This window comes from Larkinella punicea (assembly GCF_003334855.1).
Lineage (GTDB): Bacteria > Bacteroidota > Bacteroidia > Cytophagales > Spirosomataceae > Larkinella > Larkinella punicea.
The window spans coordinates 26,144-46,904 of sequence record NZ_QOWE01000019.1; the positions used below are offsets into that span (position 1 = coordinate 26,144).

At 54.3% G+C, this 20,761-nt stretch carries 17 protein-coding genes; 11 read left to right on the forward strand and 6 right to left on the reverse strand.

The annotated features are described in order from the left end of the window. Window positions 1-24: 24 nt before the first annotated feature. A complete protein-coding gene (gene ggt, locus DUE52_RS21510; protein WP_114408240.1) occupies window positions 25-1,716 on the forward strand; it encodes a gamma-glutamyltransferase in 1,692 nt (563 codons plus the stop codon). A 174-nt stretch (window positions 1,717-1,890) separates the two neighbouring features. Here the strand turns inward: ggt and rimK are convergent, their stop codons facing one another. From rimK to DUE52_RS21530, 4 genes are all read right to left on the reverse strand, one after another. Continuing rightward, window positions 1,891-2,793, reverse strand: coding sequence for a 30S ribosomal protein S6--L-glutamate ligase (gene rimK, locus DUE52_RS21515; RefSeq protein ID WP_114408121.1), 903 nt, complete (start codon window positions 2,791-2,793; stop codon window positions 1,891-1,893). 68 nt (window positions 2,794-2,861) lie between these two features. After that, window positions 2,862-3,338 carry an ATP-dependent zinc protease family protein gene (locus tag DUE52_RS21520; RefSeq protein ID WP_114408122.1) on the reverse strand — a complete coding sequence of 159 codons (477 nt, stop codon included), beginning with the start codon at window positions 3,336-3,338 and terminating at the stop codon, window positions 2,862-2,864. Beyond that, the gene (locus DUE52_RS21525; RefSeq protein WP_114408241.1) at window positions 3,335-4,480 is read right to left on the reverse strand and encodes a DNA polymerase III subunit; all 1,146 of its coding nucleotides are present in this window, start codon (window positions 4,478-4,480) and stop codon (window positions 3,335-3,337) included. Before DUE52_RS21525 ends, DUE52_RS21520 begins: the two co-directional genes overlap by 4 nt. 93 nt (window positions 4,481-4,573) lie before the next feature. Beyond that, window positions 4,574-5,767: a GlmU family protein gene (locus tag DUE52_RS21530; RefSeq protein WP_114408123.1), complete on the reverse strand. Its 1,194-nt coding sequence runs from the start codon at window positions 5,765-5,767 to the stop codon at window positions 4,574-4,576. Between the two features lie 159 nt (window positions 5,768-5,926). On the opposite strand from DUE52_RS21530, the gene DUE52_RS21535 reads away from it, so the two are divergent. The 3 genes from DUE52_RS21535 (at window position 5,927) to nagA (ending at window position 8,495) form a co-directional block, all read left to right on the forward strand. Beyond that, window positions 5,927-6,475: a hypothetical protein gene (locus tag DUE52_RS21535; RefSeq protein WP_133299901.1), complete on the forward strand. Its 549-nt coding sequence runs from the start codon at window positions 5,927-5,929 to the stop codon at window positions 6,473-6,475. A gap of 63 nt (window positions 6,476-6,538) precedes the next feature. Then, complete coding sequence (locus DUE52_RS21540) at window positions 6,539-7,291, forward strand: shikimate dehydrogenase family protein (protein WP_114408125.1); 753 nt, start codon at window positions 6,539-6,541, stop codon at window positions 7,289-7,291. Between the two features lie 55 nt (window positions 7,292-7,346). Beyond that, the gene (gene nagA / locus DUE52_RS21545; RefSeq protein WP_114408126.1) at window positions 7,347-8,495 is read left to right on the forward strand and encodes an N-acetylglucosamine-6-phosphate deacetylase; all 1,149 of its coding nucleotides are present in this window, start codon (window positions 7,347-7,349) and stop codon (window positions 8,493-8,495) included. A 60-nt stretch (window positions 8,496-8,555) separates the two neighbouring features. Here the strand turns inward: nagA and DUE52_RS21550 are convergent, their stop codons facing one another. Beyond that, on the reverse strand, window positions 8,556-10,328 hold the full coding sequence (locus tag DUE52_RS21550) for an L-lactate permease (protein ID WP_114408127.1): 1,773 nt from the start codon (window positions 10,326-10,328) through the stop codon (window positions 8,556-8,558). A gap of 189 nt (window positions 10,329-10,517) precedes the next feature. Here DUE52_RS21550 and DUE52_RS21555 point away from each other — a divergent pair, with 189 nt between their 5' ends. The 6 genes from DUE52_RS21555 to DUE52_RS21580 all read left to right on the forward strand — a co-directional run bounded on the left by DUE52_RS21555 (window position 10,518) and on the right by DUE52_RS21580 (window position 18,559). After that, entirely contained in the window at window positions 10,518-11,297 is a 780-nt protein-coding gene (locus DUE52_RS21555; RefSeq protein WP_114408128.1) for a metallophosphoesterase family protein, read from the forward strand. 119 nt (window positions 11,298-11,416) lie between these two features. Then, window positions 11,417-12,154, forward strand: a complete 738-nt coding sequence (locus DUE52_RS21560; protein WP_114408129.1) for a (Fe-S)-binding protein — start codon at window positions 11,417-11,419, stop codon at window positions 12,152-12,154. Next, the gene (locus DUE52_RS21565) at window positions 12,154-13,548 is read left to right on the forward strand and encodes a lactate utilization protein B (RefSeq protein WP_114408130.1); all 1,395 of its coding nucleotides are present in this window, start codon (window positions 12,154-12,156) and stop codon (window positions 13,546-13,548) included. The genes DUE52_RS21560 and DUE52_RS21565 overlap by 1 nt, the downstream gene beginning before the upstream one ends. Before the next feature lie 33 nt (window positions 13,549-13,581). Further along, complete coding sequence (locus DUE52_RS21570; RefSeq protein WP_114408131.1) at window positions 13,582-14,172, forward strand: LutC/YkgG family protein; 591 nt, start codon at window positions 13,582-13,584, stop codon at window positions 14,170-14,172. A gap of 170 nt (window positions 14,173-14,342) precedes the next feature. Beyond that, complete coding sequence (locus tag DUE52_RS21575; protein WP_114408242.1) at window positions 14,343-16,235, forward strand: aldolase/citrate lyase/malate synthase family protein; 1,893 nt, start codon at window positions 14,343-14,345, stop codon at window positions 16,233-16,235. A 59-nt stretch (window positions 16,236-16,294) separates the two neighbouring features. After that, a complete protein-coding gene (locus DUE52_RS21580) occupies window positions 16,295-18,559 on the forward strand; it encodes an NADP-dependent malic enzyme (RefSeq protein ID WP_114408132.1) in 2,265 nt (754 codons plus the stop codon). A gap of 6 nt (window positions 18,560-18,565) precedes the next feature. On the opposite strand, the gene ribD is transcribed toward DUE52_RS21580, so the two are convergent. Then, window positions 18,566-19,702: a bifunctional diaminohydroxyphosphoribosylaminopyrimidine deaminase/5-amino-6-(5-phosphoribosylamino)uracil reductase RibD gene (gene ribD, locus DUE52_RS21585; protein ID WP_114408133.1), complete on the reverse strand. Its 1,137-nt coding sequence runs from the start codon at window positions 19,700-19,702 to the stop codon at window positions 18,566-18,568. Window positions 19,703-19,823: 121 nt separating this feature from the next. Between ribD and prmC the strand changes: the two genes are divergently transcribed. Beyond that, window positions 19,824-20,669, forward strand: coding sequence for a peptide chain release factor N(5)-glutamine methyltransferase (gene prmC / locus DUE52_RS21590; protein ID WP_114408134.1), 846 nt, complete (start codon window positions 19,824-19,826; stop codon window positions 20,667-20,669). Window positions 20,670-20,761: the final 92 nt, after the last annotated feature.

Here is a 20,761-nt window from a genome sequence, read left to right on the forward strand (position 1 = left end):
TTTCCACGACTGAAACCGTATCCCATGAAATCAACCGTTCTAGTTGTTACCCTTCTATTAATTACGACCTGTGTTCAGGCCCAATTCAGGTATTCCGGGCGTAGTTTTGCCAGCCGTTCGGAGGTGATTGCCCGGCACGGCATGGCCGCAACCAGCCAGCCTTTGGCCACGCAGGTGGCCCTCGATGTGCTTAAAAAAGGCGGCAGTGCCGTCGATGCCGCCATTGCCGCCAATGCCCTTTTGGGGCTGGTCGAACCCACCGGAAACGGGATCGGTGGTGATCTTTTTGCCATTGTCTGGGATGCCAAAACCAAAAAACTGTATGGTTTTAACGGCAGCGGCCGTTCGCCAAAATCCCTCTCGCTGGCCTATTTTGAGCAACAGCAGATGAAACAGATCCCCGGCTCCGGTGCGCTTTCGGTGTCTGTGCCGGGTTGTGTCGATGGCTGGTATACGCTGCACGAGCGGTTCGGGAAACTGCCCATGAAAGACCTGCTGCAACCGACGGTCAACTACGCCCGGGAAGGTTATCCAGTTACGGAAGTCATCGCGTTTTTATGGCAGGGGTACGCCCGCTCGCTGCAAAGATTCCCCAATTACCGCCAGCTTTACATGCCCGGTGGACAGGCTCCCCAAAAAGGCGATATTTTCAAAAATGAAGACCTGGCTGCTACGCTGGAAAAGATCATCAAAGGCGGGCGGGATGCTTTTTACAAGGGCGACATCGCCCGGACCATCGCAGCTACTGTGAAACGCGACGGTGGTTTTCTGAGTTACGAAGACCTGGCCACGCACCGCTCCAATTGGGTTGACCCGGTTTCGACCAATTACCGGGGCTACGATGTCTGGGAACTGCCGCCGAATGGTCAGGGTGTCGCGGTGCTTCAGATGTTGAATATTCTGGAAGGTTACGACCTTAAAAAGATGGGTTTTGGCAGCCCGGCTCACCTGCACGCGATGATCGAAGCCAAGAAACTCGTTTTTGAAGACCGCGCCGTCTATTACGCCGATCCGGATTTTTACAAAGCACCTACAGCCCAGTTAATCTCAAAACCGTACGCGGCCGAACGCCGGAAACTCATCGACTCCCTGCGTGCCGGGCGGAACTACAAAGCGGGTTTGCTGGAAGGCGCCAGCAACACCATTTACCTGACCACGGCTGACCAGGACGGCAACATGGTCTCGCTGATCCAGAGCAATTATGCCGGTATGGGATCTGGCATTGTCCCCGACGGTCTGGGTTTCAGCCTGCAAAATCGCGGAACGTCGTTTACGCTGGAAAAAGGCAAGCCCAACACGTTCGAACCCGGAAAACGACCTTTTCACACGCTCATTCCGGCTTTTATTACCAAAGACGGTCAGCCCTACGTGAGTTTCGGCGTAATGGGTGCCGATTTTCAGGCGCAGGGTCATATTCAGATCATCACCAACCTCATTGATTTCGGGATGAATTTGCAGGAAGCCGGTGATGCGCCCCGTTTCAGTCATTCCGGCTCGTCCGGTCCCACGGGTTCCAAATCGCAGGGCGGTGGTCAGGTGAGTCTGGAAAACGGTTTTCCCGCCGAAACCGTGCTCCAGTTGATGCGCATGGGCCACGAAGTTGGCTACGACCTGCGCGGCTACGGCGGTTATCAGGGGATTCTCTACGACCCGAAAAACAAGGTGTATTATGGAGCCTCCGAATCCCGCAAAGACGGTCATGCCGCCGGTTATTGATGTAGTTGGCGAGCGTTCCAGTAGTCACTTGAATTCAGGGATACCCTGATGGCGGTCTTCGAAATGTTCACAAGTGATAGTAGTACAAAGAATGCTAAATGGAGAAGTTGAAGCCAGCGGGCGAAGCACTTTTCCATTTAGCATTCGACATTTAGCATTTATCATTCATCTTCTTCACACCCCCACCGTATCGTTTTCATCCGTCGGAATTTTCTCCTCGATGAAGTCCACAATCTGACCGGCAATGTCGATCCCGGTTGTTTTTTCGATGCCCTCCAGCCCCGGCGACGAGTTGACTTCCAGCACCAGCGGCCCCCGCTGCGATTGCAGCATATCGACCCCGGCGACCCGCAAGCCCAGGGCTTTGGCGGCATTGACCGCCGTCCATTCCTCGTCGGGCGTCAGCAAAACCGCTTGACCGGAACCGCCCCGGTGCAGGTTGGACCGAAATTCGCCTTCCTTGCCCTGACGTTTCATGGCCCCCACCACGCGCCCGCCCACGACAAACGCCCGGATGTCGGCCCCTCTGGCTTCGGCGATGTATTCCTGAATCAACACATTCGCTTTCAGACCGTAAAACGCTTCGATCGTTGACTTGGCATTTTTGGCGGTTTCGGCCAGTACCACGCCCATGCCCTGCGTGCCTTCAAGCAGTTTGATCACCACCGGTGGACCACCCACCAGCGCAATCAGTTGATCGACGTCTTTGGGGTGTTTGGCAAACACGGTTTTGGGCAGCCCCACCCCCGCTTTCGACAACACCTGCAAGCTCCGCAGCTTGTTTCGGGAACGCGTAATGGCCTGCGAACGGGCCGTTGTGAACACTTTCATCATCTCAAACTGGCGAACCACCGCGCAGCCGTAATCGGTAACGGAAGCCCCGATCCGCGGCACAATGGCGTCAATTTGCTCCAGCGGCTGGCCTTTGTAGAGAACTTCAGGTTTTCCGCCTTCGATCATCACCTGGCACCGCAGGTGGTCGATCACAACGGGTTCGTGTCCGTGCTGCTCGGCAGCTTTGACCAATCGCCGGGTGGAATACAGGTCGGGATTGGTAGACAGGATGGCAATACGCATATCCGTAAATAAGGAAAGTCGGTTGGTGTAGATTCAGGGAAGAACAGACCCGGTTTTCGCGACAGAAATCAGGATTTCGGCGTCTGTTGTTTGAGTTGATACGAAACGTTTTGCAGTGATACGTCAACAACAAATTTGTTACGCAATAGTTTGCGGCCCAGCAAAACCGGGAAGCGCATCGTGCCGCGGTTGGCCAGCGAAAATTCGGCCCGGATGAGCCGCCCCATCACCAGAACGCGGGTTTGGATGACGAACCGCTTTTCGGATTGTCCGAATGAGTTTTTAACGGTTTTGTATTGAAAAAAGTCGGTTACAAACTGCTTTTTTTTCCGGCCCCGTGCGCCCGCCAGCGTGAAATGCAACCGGGACTGGTCGCCGTTGGACACCAGTTTCACATCGGTACAATGCAGGGCGGAGGTATAGGCTCCGGTGTCGATTTTGGCTTCGATGTCGGTCCAGTCCAGATCCGGAAAATCCACCCGGTCGGCAAAACCGATAACCTGTTTGGGGTGCTCAGCCAAAGCCTTGTGCGTCGGTTTTTTCATTTTCCGTTGCGAATCAGGCTGCTGAACGTGAGCGACAAATCCATCATGACCATCTTGGCGCGGACGTTTCGTTCGATGTGAAATACCGCTTCGTTCAGGTTTCCGACCATGTGTTCCAGGTGTTCCGGTTCGAGTACTTTGCCAAAGTTCTCCACAAACGTACGTTCTTCGGCGGGGAGTCGCAACAGTTCGTTGACGCCGTGTTTCCACAAAAACAGGTCGCGGCAGAGGTTCAGGCTGTAGTCGAGCAAACCGCGCTGCTTTTCTTTCCCGAGCGCATCGAATCCATCCGCCTGTTTGACCAGCGCGATCAGATCCTGGCGGTAGCAAAACCGCATCCACTCGGCAAACCACGCGTGCCGGTCCGACCCCGGTTCGCCGTCTTTCTGCTCCGGTTCTTCTTCCGACAACCGAATGGCTTCCGACAGATTTCCGTCGGCCAGATAGGCCATTTCCCGGGCGCGTTTTTCGGGCAGATTCAGGTGCTGGCGCAGGTGCATGGCCACTTCGTCGTCTGAAAACGCCTGCACGGCCACGCGTTGTGTTCGCGACAGAATCGTAATCAGCAGTTTGTCGGACTGGTTGGTGACCAGCAGAAAAAGCGTCCGGGCGGGCGGTTCTTCCAGCAATTTCAGCAGGGCGTTGGCCGTTGCGGTATGCAGATTTTCGGCACACCAGATCAGCACGATTTTATACTCGCCTTCGTACGCTTTCAGCGACAGTTTACCCATCAGCTCTCGCGCTTCCTCAACCGGAATGTTGCCCTGTTTGATGCTGATCGCAGCCAGCCACTCATCCAGCACGCGGTAGGGATGTTTGGCAACAAACTTGCGCCAGTCGGCCATGAACGTTTCACTCGTGACCTTGCTGCCCGCTACCGGAAAAATGATGGAAAGGTCCGGATGAACGAGTTTATTCATTTTCGTACAGGACGGACACCGCCCGCAGGAGTCGGCCAGGCCGTCCGGAAGTGCCTGCCGGTTTTCGCAGTTGATGAACGTCGCAAAAGCCAACGCCAGCGCGAGGTTCGCACTGCCCGGCGGCCCGTCGAAAAGCTGGGCGTGGGCCAGGTGGTTGGTCTGAACCGCCCGCGTCAACGCCCGCTTCGTGTCGTCATGTCCGATGATTTCGTTGAATTGCATAATCTGGGAAGGAAAGGAAGAAGGGAGAATGCCCTTCCACACTTTTCTGCTTTCATCCTGTTTAAATTCCTGTCTACTATTTCCTTTACTCCCCTATTCCTTTCTCTCCTTCTCAATCCGATGCACTTCCCGCAAAATAGTTTCTTCAACCTCGTCAAAGTCCAGCCCCCGGCGTCCGATGGTTTCGCGGGCTACCTGCAAGGCTTTGTCGAGCCGGTATTCCGTAAACCCTTCGGCCCCACCGCCCCACGAAAACGAGGGAATGTGTTTGGGCTGAAAACCGGCCCCGAACACGTTGGCATTCACGCCCACGACGGTGCCGGTATTGAACATCGTGCTGATGCCCACCTTCGTATAATCGCCCATCATCAACCCGCAGAACAGCCGACCGGTGTTTTCGAGCCGGTTGGTCGCGTAGCTGTACAGGTTCACGTTGGTATAATCGTTTTTCAGATTGGAATTGTTGGTATTGGCGCCCAGATTACACCACTCGCCAATGACCGAATTGCCCAGAAAACCGTCGTGGCCCTTGTTGCTGTAGCCCAGAAAAACCGAGTTTCCGACTTCTCCGCCCACTTTGCTATACGGCCCAATGGTAGTATTGCTGCGCATTTTGCCACCCCAGTTCACCGTGGCGTTATCGCAGAGTGCAAACGGACCCAGCATCACTGTACCCTCCTGAATCAGTGCGTTTTTGCCGATGTAAATCGGCCCGTTTTCGGCATTCAGAATAGCCGCCCGAATCACCGCGCCCTCTTCCACAAAAATGTTTTCGGGGGCGTAACAACGGGTGTGCGGGTCGGTTATCGGCTGCGAAGTCCGGCCCGCCGTCAGCAGTTCAAAGTCGGTTCGGATCTGCTCGCCGTTGTGAACAAAGATCGACGGCAGGTCTTTCAGAATCGTCAGCGGCTCTCCGAATACGTCCCAGGTACCGGCATCGTCGGCCGAGGGAGCGGTTTCCAGCGGTTTTTCGGTGCGAAGTGCCAGCAGCAACCCCTCTGCCGTTACCAGTCCCGACTCCGGTTTTAACCCGTTCAACGCATTAATCAGGGCGTTGGTAGGGCAAACAGCGCCGTTTACGAAAAAATTATCGTGAATTGTGCGACAGGGATACTTTATTTGCAGATACAAATCCGTCAAAAATGAAGGCGTTGTCTGGAGCCGGATGGCCCATTTTTCAGTGATGGTGCAGATGCCGATCCGGATTTCGCTCACGGGCCGGGTAAAGGTCAAGGGCAGAAGAGCCGTGCGAATCGGTGGATCGTCAAAGAGAATCAGGTTGTGCATACACTACTCGACAGTCAGGTTGCAAATATCCGAGTTTAATCGGGAAAGTGACTGCCTGAATTTTATCAAATAAATTAATTTTTTTGATGTGCCTTTTAAACCATTACCCCGTCTAAATGGTCACTGTACATAGTATTGCCTTTTCCCGCCTATATCCACATGAAGAATATCCTTTTACTGGCTTTGATTGGTTCCATGCTGAATTGCGACAACAAAAAAATAGGGGTTCCTCAGATCCCGAATTGTGGCAATTTCATGGCATTGAAGAATTCGCAGGAATGGTCGGCCGCTTCAACGGCGACCTTTGCGAACCGCGACAGCATTAATGTCATGGTGGAAGAATGCGGCACGTTCCGCACCGCTGGCGAAGTCGACTGGCTCAGTATTAATCAGTTACCCACAAAGCCCGGCACCTATCGGCTGCGGCCCATCCGCTGGGATGATCTCAACGGCACCCCGCTTTCGGCCTGGGTATACACCCGCATTGGCGACAACACGACCGGCGACCGCTACAACCTGTACGCATCGAATACTGAGACCAATGAGGTCATCATCGACGCCTACAACCCCACCAGCCGCCAGCTCGAAGGCCATCTGAACGCAACCTTTGTGATCGACCCCGACAGTGATTCGCCCGGCCGGTCGCGGCCCGACACCATCCGGATTCGGGATGCCATTTTTTCGGTGGTGGTCAACGGGGCAATTTAGCCGTTTTTTTGTCGGGTTTACCGGTTTTGGTCGTAGCTTTGGGCAACCGATTTATCTTTTGCTATGCGCCGTTACGGACTGATTGGGTATCCGCTGACCCACTCGTTTTCCCAGAAATATTTTACTGAAAAGTTTGAAAAAGAAGGCATTCCGGACAGTCGCTACGACCTGTTCGAGTTGCCCGACCCGACGACTTTTCCAAACCTGATCGCTTCAATTCCCGATCTGGTTGGCCTGAACGTTACTATTCCGCACAAACAGGCCATTCTGCCGTTTCTGGATGAACTCGATCCGGCTTCAGCCGGGCGGATTGGCGCGGTCAATACCATCCGGATTTTGCCCGACGGTCGAAAAATCGGCTACAACACGGATTACTACGGGTTTCGGTCGTCGCTGGAAGTCTGGCTGAAGTCGCTCGACCTAGCGCCGGAAACACTCCAGGCGATGGTGTTGGGCAATGGCGGAGCGGCCAAAGCGGTCACCACCGCCCTGACTGATTTGCAGATCCGATACCGGCTGGTTTCCCGCCAGCAAACCGCCGAAGCCCTGGCCTACGAAAATATCAGCCCGACGATTCTGGACGAATACCGCCTTATTATCAATACCTCACCCGTCGGTACGTACCCCAACGTCGAAGCCAGTCCGGCCATTCCTTACGGTCTGCTGACGAGTCGGCATTTGCTGTATGATCTGGTCTATAATCCGGCGGAAACCCGGTTTTTACAGCAAGGACGCGAACAGGGAGCCGCGACGTATAACGGACTGCCGATGCTCCACCTGCAGGCAGAAAAAGCCTGGGAAATCTGGAATATATAGCCAATCTCGAAAGGCCGCTGACAGGGTCTTCGGGCGCTGTCAGGGCCTCGCAACCATGCACGAACTAACACTGACCAACGCGACGGTTTTTACCGGAACGACCCTTTTGCCGAATGCCTCGGTGCGGATTTCGAACGGATTGATCCAGGAGGTCTTCGCCGGAACAGCGGACGACCCGGACGCCATCGACCTTCAGGGACAATGGCTGGTTCCCGGTTTTGTCGATCTGCAACTGTACGGTGGTTCCGACTTTTTCCTGAACGCATCGCCCACCGCCGAAACCGTCGTGCACATTTACGAAACACACCTAAAAACGGGGACCACCTCCGTGGTGCCGACCTTGTATTCAACCTCGCTGGAAACCATTTTGAAGGCCGTTGAAGCCGTGCGGCAGGTGCGGCAAACGAATCCGAATGGCGTGTTGGGGCTGCACGTAGAAGGGCCGTATATCAACGCCGTGAAGCGGGGGGCGCACAGTGCGAATTACGTTCGCCAGCCTACTGATGCCGAGTTGGTCGAGTTGTTTGAGAAGGGCCGTGATGTCATCCGGTTGCTGACCATTGCCCCCGAAATTTTCAGTCCGGAGCAGCTTTCCAGGCTGATTGAACAAGCCAGTCAGGCTTCTACCCTGCTGTCGCTGGGTCATAGCAACGCCACCTACACGGAAGCTACCGGGGCATTCAACCACGGAATCACCCTTTCGACGCACCTGTACAACGCCATGCGCCCGTTTGAAAGCCGCGAACCGGGCGTTGTCGGGGCGGTTTTCGACCATCCGGGCGTTCGGGCCAGCATCATTGCCGACGGTTTTCACTGCGACTGGGCCACGATCCGGATTGCGAAACGGCTGCTCGGCGAGCGTCTCTTTCTGATTTCGGATGCAACCTTTGCCAACCCGACCCAGCCCACCTACGCCTTCGAAGATTTTATCCTTCACTACGAAAACGGACGCTATACCAATCCGGAAGGCAAACTGGCCGGTTCGTCGATTACCCTGCTCAAAGCCGTCCAGAATTGCATTCAGCACGTGGGTCTGGAACCCGCCGAGGTGTTCCGGATGGCGGCCACCGTTCCGGCAGAAATCATTGGATTGGGGGATTCACTGGGCAAGATTCAGGCCGGTTTTGTTGCCAATCTGGCGGTTTTGACGGAAGACTTTCGGTTTGCTGACGTGCTAGTGGATGGGCGGTTTCAGAACCGCTAACGCATTCAGACCTTGCCGGGTGGCTGCAAAACAATAAAGGGTACGAACTTAGACGGTTCATTAGGTCTCAGATTGATGAAATCGTAGCGTTTTCTTCTTCGCAATCACCCGGATCGTTGCGATCAGGGCGACCAGCACCAGCGCCAGAATCAGCAGATACAGATAGCCCCGCGATGCGTCCGGACTCACGACGGTTTTCTGGTTGCTGAGCATTTCATACGTCGGAATGACCCATTGGAAGACGTAGGCCTGCGCCAGCGTGATGAAACAGATGACCGTCAGCATGATAAAACTGTGCTTGACCGTAAAGCGAAACAACTCCGATTCTTTGCCGACCAGATCGCCAGCCGCAGCCGCCACCGCAATGGACTGCGGAGAAATCATTTTCCCCACCACGCCCCCCGACACGTTGGCGGCCACCGTTACCACCGGATCGACGCCAATCGACTGAGCCGTTGCGTATTGGAGTTTACTAAACAACGCATTCGCCGACGTATCGGACCCGGTAATGAACACCCCCAGCCAGCCCAAGATCGGCGCGAAAAAGGGGAATAAAAAACCGGTATTGGCCAGCACAGCGGCCAGGGTGAGCGTGATGCCCGAGTCGTTGACGATGTAGGCAAAACCCAAAACCGCAGCAATGGTCAGCACGGGAAATTTTAACTGGTTGAGTGTGCTGATGAAAATGCGGGCAGCCTCCCGGTAGGTTAATCCAATCAAGGGAATCACCACCAGATTAGCGATGAGAATGGCGGTTCCGGCCGCCGATAAGTAATTGAATTTGAATATTTTTGGCAAAACCGCTCCATTTTCACCCACAATGGCGTTGTGCAGTCCGGGCACTTCAAACTGGATCATGCCCACGGCGTTGAGTACGTCCTTGATCGGTTGCACACCCCAGGCAATTACCATGATGGTCAGCACCAGAAACGGCGACCAAGCCCGCAGCATTTGCCCGCTGCTATACGAAACGTCAGTGTTGAACGTGGGAGCCGGTTCGTTGGCAAACCGCCAGACGGTTTCGGGTTTCCAGAACCGCAGGAAAACCATGAGGCAGATAATGGAGCCCAGTCCCGCGATCACGTCGGGCAGCGACGGCCCCAGGTAATTGGACGAAAACCATTGCAGGAACGCAAACGAGATCCCGGAGACCATGACCGCTGGCAGCACCTCCTTCGCTTTTTTGAAACCGGCGATGATCGTTACGAGGTAAAAAGGCAAAATAATCGACAAAATCGGCAGCGTGCGGCCCACCATTTGAGAAATCGGCAACTCCGGAATCCCGGAAACCTGCGAGGCTACGGTGATGGGAATCCCGATGGAGCCAAACGCCACCGGGGCGGTATTGGCAATCAGGCAAATCCCCGACGCATACAGCGGATTGAACCCCAACCCCACCAGCATGGCCGCCGTGATGGCCACCGGCGCTCCGAAACCCGCCGTCCCTTCCAGAAAAGAGCCGAACGAGAACGCAATGAGCAGCGCCTGCAACCGCCGGTCGGACGTGATGGAAGCCATGAAGTGTTTGATGATTTCGAACTGCCCGCTTTTGACCGTCAGATTGAACAGAAAAACCGCCATGATCACCAGCCAGCAGATGGGAAACAACCCGTATAACGCGCCGTGGGCGAAGGACAAAACCGCCAGTTTAACCGGCATTCCGTACACCAGAATGGCCAGCAGGGCGGCAATGACCGTGGCGAGTAAACTGGCCTGATAGCCTTTCATTTTTCGGATGATCAACGCCCAGAAAATGAAGAGAATGGGGAGGGCCGCGACGAGGACGGACAACGTGAGGTTCTGCAGGGGATCAATAACCTGGGTCCATTTCATAAACTATCCGGGCGTTAAGGGTTCAGGGTAAAGGTAGATCAATCAGATAAAGCAAATTTTACCACTTTTTACTATACGATTTCGCCCGTTCGGGATCTGCGTCTCTTTTCTGATTCGTTTTTACCGTCTTGTCAATCCGCCAACCGTTATCTTTGTGGCTTGTATTGATGTTACTTTCTGGTTTATAGAATGTTAAAAATTGCCGTCATCAGCGATATTCACGCCAATTTGCCCGCTCTGGAAGCGGTTTTACAGGATATTGAAAACCGTCGGGTCGATCAGCTTTTCTGCCTCGGTGATCTGGTCGATTTTGCACCTTGGCCCAACGAAGTCATCGACCTGATCCGGCGAAACCGCATCCCGACGATCATGGGCAACCACGACGAACGCATTGCCTTCGACCAACCGGTTATTCCGTTGGCGAAACACGGCGATTCCGAAACGCAGGCCCGCATAGCCGCCATAGCCTACACCCGCCAGCACATTACGCCGGAAAACAAGTCATTCCTGGCCAGCCTGCCGCGCCAGCTCCGGGTAGAATTTACATTTGCGGATGCGTCGCTTTCCGTCCTCCTGACCCATGCCAGCACCCGGTCGATCGACGAGTACATTTACGAAGACCACGATTCCGATGAGCTGGCGACGATGATGGACGAACAAAACGCCGACGTATTGATCATGGGTCACACGCACCAGTCGTACATCCGAACGATTCAAAACCGCCCCGGTTTTCCGGCCAAAACCGCCATCAATTGTGGCTCCGTCGGGCGATCCAAAGAAACGCTTCCGCTGGCTACGTACCTGCTCATCACCACATCCGGCGTTCAGAAGCGGTTTGATGCCGACTCGATTGCGTATGAGTTGATTCAGGTGGACTACCCTATTGGGCAGACCGCCGACGGCATCCGGCGCAGTGCAATCCCGGATTTTTACGCCAACTTTTTGGAGCGAGCCTTGCCGGTCGACTGATCCATGATCCGTCACTAGAAAGGGTAAAGGGAGCTGATTCGCAGTTGCTTAGTAAATTGATTCGCTTCACTGCTTTAGGGAGAAAAGAGTCTAAGCAACCCGATCCTAAACCTTACCCCATGACTGTCGGACTATTTATTCCCTGCTACGTCAACCAGTTTTACCCCCAGGCCGCCATTGCGACCCTGCAACTGCTGCAAAAACTGGGGGTCGAAGTGGTGTATCCGCCCCGGCAAACCTGTTGCGGACAACCGATGGCCAATTCCGGCTTCGAACACCTCACGCAGGATTGTAACCGCCTTTTTCTGGAAAACTTTTCCGACTTCGATTACATCGTGGCGCCCTCGGCCAGTTGCGTGTTACACGTCAAGCAACACCTCCATGCGCCGACGAATCCTGCTCTGGCGGAACGTACCCGATCAAGAGTCTATGAACTGGTGGAGTTTCTGACCGATGTGCTGAAAGTGGACAATCTGACGGCCCGGTTTCCCCACAGAGTCGGCATTCACCAGAGCTGCCACGGGTTGCGGGGGCTTTACCTGGCCCAGATGAGCGAACTCAATGCGTCGCCCTTTTCCAAACCGGTGCAGTTGCTGAACATGGTGGACGGCCTGGAACTGGTTGATCTGGATCGCCCGGACGAATGCTGCGGTTTTGGCGGGACCTTCTGCGTGGCCGAAGAGGCCGTTTCCGTCAAAATGGGCAAAGACCGCGTGACCGATCACGTGAAAAATGGTGCCGAATACATTACCTCCGTGGACCTTTCCTGCCTGATGCACCTGGAAGGCATCCTGCACCGGAATAAAAGCGCCGTCAAAGCCGTACACATTGCCGAAATTCTAAACGCTACCGTGTGATGGAAAAATCAACGAAAGATCATGCCGCCCTGGCCGAAGCCTTTAACCAGGACGAAGAACACGTGAACTGGCACGACGGTGCGCTCTGGTGGATTCGGCAAAAACGGGACATAGCCGCCAAAAACATACCCGAATGGGAGCAATTGCGCGAAACCGCTTCGCGCATCAAAAGCAACGTGCTGTCCAATCTGCACGATTATCTGCTGGAGTTTGAAGCCAACCTCACCAAAAACGGCGTAACCGTCCACTGGGCGGCTGATGCGGAAGAACACAACCGGATTGTGTATTCCATCCTGAAAGCGAAGGAAATCACGCAGATGATCAAGAGCAAATCCATGCTCACGGAAGAATGCCACCTGAACGAATACCTGATCGAACGCGGCATCGACGTCATCAACTCGGATCTGGGCGAGTACATTCAGCAACTGGACAACGAACCGCCGAGCCACATTGTGCTGCCCTGTATTCACAAACGAAAAGAGGAAATCGGCGAAATTTTTCACGAACACCTGGGCACTGAAAAAGGCGTTTCGGACCCGACCACCTTAACCCGGTTTGCCCGCTGGCACCTGCGCGATGCTTTCATCAGCCGCCGGGCCGCCCTGACCGGCGTTAATTTCGCCGTAGCCGAAACCGGGGAATACGTCGTCTGTACGAACGAGGGGAATGCTGACATGGGTGCTCATTTGTCAGACATCCAGATTGCGTCAATGGGCATCGAAAAGATCATTCCCAAAAAAGAACACCTCGGCGTTTTTTTACGGCTCCTGGCCCGGAGTGCCACCGGCCAGCCCATCACGATTTATTCCAGCCATTTTAAAAAACCGCGTCCGGGTCAGGAGATGCATCTGGTTCTGGTCGATCTCGGCCGAAGCCGTCAGTTGGGTCGACCGGATTTCCGGGATTCGCTGAAATGCATCAAATGTGGCGCTTGCATGAACACCTGTCCGGTGTATCGAAAAAGTGGCGGCTTGAGCTACCACAACACCATTTCCGGCCCGATTGGCGCGATTCTGGCCCCGAATCTGGACATGAAAAGGCACGCGGATCTGCCTTTTGCCTCGACGCTCTGCGGTTCATGTTCCAACGTCTGCCCGGTAAAAATCAATATTCACGATCAGTTGTACCAGTGGCGGCAGGTGATTGTTCAGGAGGGATACGCGGCCAATACCAAGGTTTTGGGAATGAAAGCGATGGCCTGGACGTTATCCTCACCCGGTTCGTATTCAACCATCGGAAGGGCTGGTCGGTGGGTGTTGAACAACATCCCGTTTGCCGTGAACAACAAGTTCAATCCGTGGTACAAACAGCGGGAAATGCCGGACGGTCCAAAGGAGTCGTTCGGGGAATGGTACGCCAAAAACCAGGGCGACAACGGTTCCGAAAAAGTTTAAACTCCCCTTTCCATCCTGAACCTGAAAACCGGCATGAGCACCCGAGAAAGTATATTGGCTGCGGTTTTGAAAAACCAGCCTCCCGCCAGTCCGTTGCCCGACCTGTCGTTTTTAAAAGGCAACCGACCGGACGTCGTTGCAACCTATCAGGCGGTTTTTACCAGCATCGGTGGCAGCGTCTTTGTCGTTGACGATCTGGCCGCCGTGAACGCCCGGCTTCGGGAGAACTTCGACCCCACGAAGCGACTGGTTACCACACTGCCGGATCTGGGCGAACCGTTTGAAGTTCTCTCCAAAACCGCCGATCCGCGCACCTTCAACGATGTCGAACTGGCCGTGATCGAAGCCCAACTCGCCGTTGCCGAAAACGGGGCGGTTTGGTTACCGGAACAACGGATGGGGCAACGCATCATTCCGTATATCTGCCAACATCTGGCGGTGGTGGTCCTGTCTGAAACCATCGTTCCGACCCTGCACGAAGCCTATGCGCAAATCGGGGTGGGCGATTACGGTTTTGGTGCGTTCATCGGCGGTCCCTCCAAAACGGCAGACATCGAGCAGGCGCTGGTGATGGGCGCGCACGGACCGATTACGATGAGCGTGTTTATTTTAACTACTAATTAGGAGATTTTATAATTTATAGTCCTTTCGCTTTTTGCCCCTAAATCCCCTAAAGGGGACTTGGACGCGGAATCATCCGGATGCTAATAGTCCCCTTTAGGGGATTTAGGGGCAAAAAGCGAAAGGACTATTCGCATCATTTGCTTTAAATGATCAGTAACTCAACCCCGAACATGACCCTTATCATCCGCGACAACCTACAGGAAACCTATAAAGACGTCTACACCGACGAAGCCCTCGCGGCCCTTTCGGCACTGGTTCCCTTCAACCAACGCATCAAAACCGCCATGGCCGACCGACTGAAACGGCGGGCTGATCGGCAAAAGACTAAAACCCGCATCACCTTCCTCGAACCGGAAAGTTTGATTCCCGGTACGGCGATTGCCGTGCAGGACGCCCGTGACGGCCAATTCGAAGGTTCGGTTATTCCGGCCGATCTGCAACGCCAGTGGATTCAGGGAACCGGACCAGCCGCCAAACCCAACGCCCCCGTCGAGAACAGCATCCGAAATGTGGCCTACGCGTTGCTTTCCGGTGCCGACGGCTGGATGTTCGACGGCGAAGATGCGCTGGGACAAATTACCACCATGTCGCTCGACAACCAGCGCAACCTCAAACTCGCCATTCACAAAGACCCGGTTTTCCTGAAAGTCGCCGAACAGGTCGCCCAGGAAATGAACCGCTGGTCGAACTCATTTCTGGGCCGCGAAATGATCACCGATTGGGAAACCCAACTGAATTTTACTACCAAAATCTTCCGGGCGCGGGGTCTTCACCTCGACGACCGGCACATCCGCGACGCCGACGGAACAGCTCTGGCCGCTTCGATTGTCGATGCCACGCTGTACGTCGTCAACAATCATCAGGCACTGCAAAAAGCCGGGTCGTCCATCGTGCTGTATCTGCCCAAAATCCAGACTGCCGGGGAAGCCGCCGTCTGGAACGACCTGCTCGACGCACTGGAAAGCCAGATTGGACTCCCCGCTGGAACGATTAAAGTGTATGTGCTGGTCGAACAACTCGAAGCGACGCACCAGTTGATGGAAATCCGGGCGGCTTTGGGGAAACATTTCGTAGGCTACAATACCGGGCGCTGGGATTACATCAACAGCGTTTCGGATGCCATGGCGTGGGACAAAACGTTCATCAATCCGAACATTGAAGCCATTACGATGACCTACGGGTACATGCGCAATTACGAAGACCGGGTTCGCCGGGCCGTCAACACACCGGACTTGCACGGCAATTTTGCCTTGTGGCAGGGCGGTATGGAACCCAACATTCCGGTGGGTTCCGAAGCCGGAGTCGCAGCCAGCATGGAAAAAGCCGTGGCGGGTGCCGGTCGCGAACAGCGCGAGGGAGCCAGCGGCAAGTGGGTGGCGCACTGGAAAATGGTACACATCGTCCGACCGGTTTGGGAGAAAGTGGGGGAAGCCAATCAGTTGGGGCGCGAATTTCCCCGGCTGACCTACACGCAAGCTGACGCCGACGGATTGATTCTGATCGAACCGGCACCGACCGACATTCGGGGTGCGCGGAATCTGGTGAGTGTGGCGTTGCAATACGGCAATGCGTTCGGGCAGGGGATGCAGGCAGCAGCCCTGAAACCGGCGGATTTTTTCGGCAACGACGATATTTTGTACCTGATGGAAGACATGGCAACGGGCGAAATCCGGCTGAGTATTTTGTGGGAATGGGTTCACAAAGGGGCGGTTTTGACGGACGATGATCCCGAAACCGGTACCAAAGCGGGGACGGTTTTTTCGGAGGAACTGTACCAAAAACTGGTGGCCGAAGAATACGAAAAGCTGTTGAAAGCCGCCAGTAAGGATGTGTACGAATCCTCGAAAACGACGACCTTGCCCATTGCGCTGGCGATTGCGAACGTCTACACGCTGAGCGCAGTAAAACCGCCCTGGTTCATCGACCTGCTGAACATCAACCTCAACAATCTGGATCTGGACGTGGCGAAAAAACGGATTCAACTGTATATGAACACGCTGGTAGAGGACGGGAAACGAATCACCGAAAATTTAGACTTTGTAGCAACGAGTCCGTATGTTTAGGGGCGGTTTTTGGCAGCATTGGGCTGTCGCAACAATCGCCATCAGCAAACTACGATTCCATGAGTTCGCAAAAATTACGGGAAGATGCGTTGCATTATCACGCCAAAGGACGTCCGGGAAAAATTGAGGTTGTTCCGACCAAAGAAACGCTAAATCAACGGGACCTGTCGCTGGCCTATTCCCCCGGCGTGGCGGAACCGTGTCTGGAAATTGCCAGTTTCCCCGAGAAAATTTACGATTACACGACCAAAGGGAATCTAGTTGCGGTGATTACCAACGGCACGGCGGTGTTGGGTCTGGGCGATATTGGCCCCGGCGCGTCCAAACCGGTGATGGAAGGCAAATGCCTCCTGTTTAAAATCTATGCCGACATCGACGCCTTCGATATTGAACTGAATACCACCAATATCGATGAGTTTGTGCGGACCGTCAAGATTCTGGAGCCTACGTTTGGTGGGGTCAATCTGGAAGATATTGCGGCTCCGGCCTGCTTCGAAATTGAAGAGCGGCTCCGGAAAGAACTGACGATTCCGGTCATGCACGACGACCAGCACGGAACCGCCATCACCAGCGCAGCGGCTTTGCTGAATGCCCTGACTATTTCTGGTAAAGAAATCAGTGACATTAAGCTGGCCGTCAACGGTGCGGGTGCAGCAGCCATTGCCTGTCTGGATTTATACGTCGCGCTGGGAGTCAAAAAAGAGCATATTACGGTTTTTGATAAAGACGGACTGTTGCACCCCGCCCGGACCAATCTGGTTCCGAATCAATATAAGTACGTCCGGGATCAGCTCCCGGACGGCTGGTCGCTGGCCGATGCCATGCAGGGCGCGGATGTTTTTCTGGGGTTATCGATCGGGAAGGTGGTTAGTCAGGATATGGTTAAATCGATGGCGAAGGATTGCATCGTGTTTGCGATGGCGAATCCCACGCCCGAGATTTCCTACGAAGAAGCGGTTGCTGTCCGGCCCGACATCATCATGGCCACGGGCCGGTCCGACTATCCCAATCAGGTAAACAATGTGCTGGGCTTCCCCTATATTTTTCGGGGTGCGCTGGATGTTCGGGCCACGGCGATTAACGAAGCGATGAAACTGGCGGCCGTTCGGGCGCTGGCCGATCTGGCGAAAAAGACGGTTCCTGAAATTGTCAACATGACCTACGGCCAACAGAATCTGTCGTTCGGAAGGCAATATATTTTGCCCAAACCGACGGACCCCCGACTTCTGACCACCGTTGCGCCCGCCGTGGCCAAAGCCGCGATGGAATCGGGCGTTGCCGGCAAGTTGATTACCGATTGGGAAGAATACAATTCGCAGTTATCGCACCGCATCGGATTGGACAATTCGCTGATTCGGGGCATTATCAACCAGGCGAAACGGTCGCCGAAACGGGTGGTTTTCACCGACGGCGAAAATCTAACGGTGCTACGGGCGGTTCAGGAAGTGCTTGAACAGAAGATCGCGGTGCCGATTTTGCTGGGGAACGCGACGAAGATCAACCGGATCATTCGGGAAAATAAACTAGCCATCGAGCGGGTTACCATCATCGATCCGCGTTCCCGGAAACAGGAAAAAACCGTACTGGATTACGCCGAAGTGCTGTATGAAAAACGGAAACGGAAAGGACTGACCTTTGTCGATGCGAAGGGATTGATGCTGCACCGCAATTATTACGGCGCGGTGATGGTGGAAGTCGGGGCCGCCGATGTGTTGATTTCGGGTTTAACGCGCAATTATCCGCAAACGCTGCGACCGGCCTTGCAGGTCATTGGACCACAGGACGGCATCAACAAGATTCTGGGGATGTATATCTTGATGAGTCGCTTCGGCCCGATTTTCCTGGCCGACACCACCGTCAACATCAGCCCGACCGCCGAAGAGCTGGTGGAAATTGCCGAAATTACGGCCAATGAAGTAAAACGGTTGAATGTGGAACCCCGGATCGCGTTTCTGTCCTATTCGACGTTTGGCAGTGCCGGTGGCGAAGACGCTCTGAAAATGCAGAAAGCCGTCAAAATTCTTCACGCCAAACGCCCGGATTTGATTGTCGACGGTGAAATGCAGGCTCACTTGCCTTTTAATCTGAACTTGTTGAAGGAAACGTATCCATTTTCTCCACTGGCAAAATCGGGCGCCAACACGCTGATTTTCCCCAATCTGTCATCGTCCAACATTGCGTATAATCTTTTGAAAGAAATTGCGCAGATTGAAAAAATCGGCCCGGTGCTGATGGGGCTGAAAAAACCGATCCACGTTTTGCAACTCGGCAGTACGGTGCGGGAAATTTTCAACATGGTTGCGGTCGCGGTTGTCGATCGGTAATTCGGTTCAGGAAGGTTGGTACGTCATCAGCGAATCATCGCCGATCCGCTCGGTAGCGACCAGCCTTCCCCGAACCACGGGAACCGCCAGCCCTTCGCCCATCACTTTCAGACTTTTAAAAACCCGCACCTCATCCCAAAGCCCCATCTTCAGAAAGCTTTCCAGCAAAGCCGCCCCCCCTTCCACAATTACCGACTGAATTTTTTGCCGGTATAAATCGGTGATGAGTTGGGGTAGAAAGGGGTCTTCGGGGTCTAGATGGATGTATTTTGTTAAAGCCCCTAAAGTCGGTGCTTTTACCCCTAAATCCCCTAAAGGGGACTTGGACGCACCTGCATCCGGATGCTTAAAGTCCTCTTCAGGGCCGGGGTCGCGCTCGACTTTAGGGGCATCCGCCGGAAACTCAGAAGCATTTTTTTTCACAACGATCGTATACACCAGCGTCGGCTGCAAACCGTCGAAAAGGTGCAGGGAAGTGGGTAATTGCAAGTGTTTATCGATCACAATGCGAACGGGATTTCGGCCGGTCCAGAGCCGGGCATTCAACTGCGGATTGTCGTGCCGGGCGGTGTTGGTGCCCACCATAATTGCATCTTCTTCCGTCCGCCATTTGTGAACCAACTGCCGCGACAGCGGGCTGCTGATCGGAATGGGGCGAAAATCGGCGGGAGCCATAAAACCGTCGGCGGTTTCGGCCCATTTCAGAATTAGATACGGTCGTTGTTGTTCGATAAAGGTAAAAAACCGCCGGTTCAATTCACGGCCCCGCTCAGCCAGCAAGCCGGTTTCTACTTCAATACCGGCTGCCCGTAGTTTGGCTAACCCTTTGCCGGCCACCAGTGGATTCGGGTCGTCGTTGCAAACGATCACCTTTTTTACACCCTTAGCAATTAGTAAATCGGCGCAGGGTGGCGTTTTTCCAAAATGCGAACAGGGTTCCAGCGTAACGTATACCGTCGATTCGGGCAGCAGTGATTCATCAGTCACCGAGCGAACGGCGTTCACTTCGGCGTGTGGGCCGCCGTATTGCCGGTGCCAGCCTTCGCCAATGATGCGCTGATTGTGGACAATCACGCAGCCCACCATCGGATTCGGGCTGACGTGCCCCCGGCCCAGTTTAGCCAATTCGAGGGCGCGTGACATAAATAGTAAGTCGTCGATCAACGGTTTTCAGGATCAGTTGTAAACTCTAACGTAAAGAAATCAGTAAAATCCGTGAAATCTGTTTCGCGAAGGTTTAGATTTACGCAAATTTTACGTCCGCATGATTACAGCCAAGTCGTTATTTGATTCGCTGGTGGGGCAACTGGTCGGTTACCGCCCGGAAGAAGCCCGCGCCATCGTGTTTTTGTTGCTGGAACATTACCTGTTGCTTCGCCGAACCGACGTGGTGGCCGGTAAGCCCATTCCCACTAATCCTCCCCAACCCGACTGGGCCGAACTCATCCGGCGGCTCAACAGCCACGAACCCGTTCAGCACCTCATTGGCACAACGGAGTTTTGCGGTCTGGAGTTTCAGGTGTCGCCGGCGGTGCTGATTCCCCGCCCCGAAACCGAAGAATTGATCCGGCTCATCGTCCGGGATTATGCCGAAACCACCGGGCAACTGAACCTGATCGACATCGGAACCGGTAGTGGCTGCATCGCTGTCACCCTGGCCCGGTTTCTGCCGCAGGCTACGGTTGTGGCCTGGGATTTGTCGCCGGAAGCCCTGGAAGTGGCGCAGTTAAACGCCCGAACACTCCTGGCGGACGTGGAATTTGAACAACGCGATATTCTCAATGTTGGCGAAGAAAACCGCCGTTTCGAGTGCGTGGTCAGCAATCCGCCATACGTAACGTTGTCGGAAGCGGAACACATGGAAACAAATGTTTTACGATATGAACCCCATTTGGCGTTATTTGTAGAAGACCAGGATCCGCTGCTGTTTTACAAAGCCGTCGCCGATTTCGGGCAACAACACCTGAATACGGAGGGCGCCTGTTACGTAGAAATCAACGAGCGGTTTGGACCACAAACCCAGCAGGTGTTCGAAGAACGCGGCTATCGGAATGTGCAGATTTTCAAGGATATTCATGGCAAAGAGCGATTTGTTAAGGCGGTTAAATGAATGATTTCAAATGATAAATGTAAAATGACGAACGCTAAATGTAAAAGTGTTTCAAGAGCGCGGCCCCAACTTTTACATTCGATATTTATCAT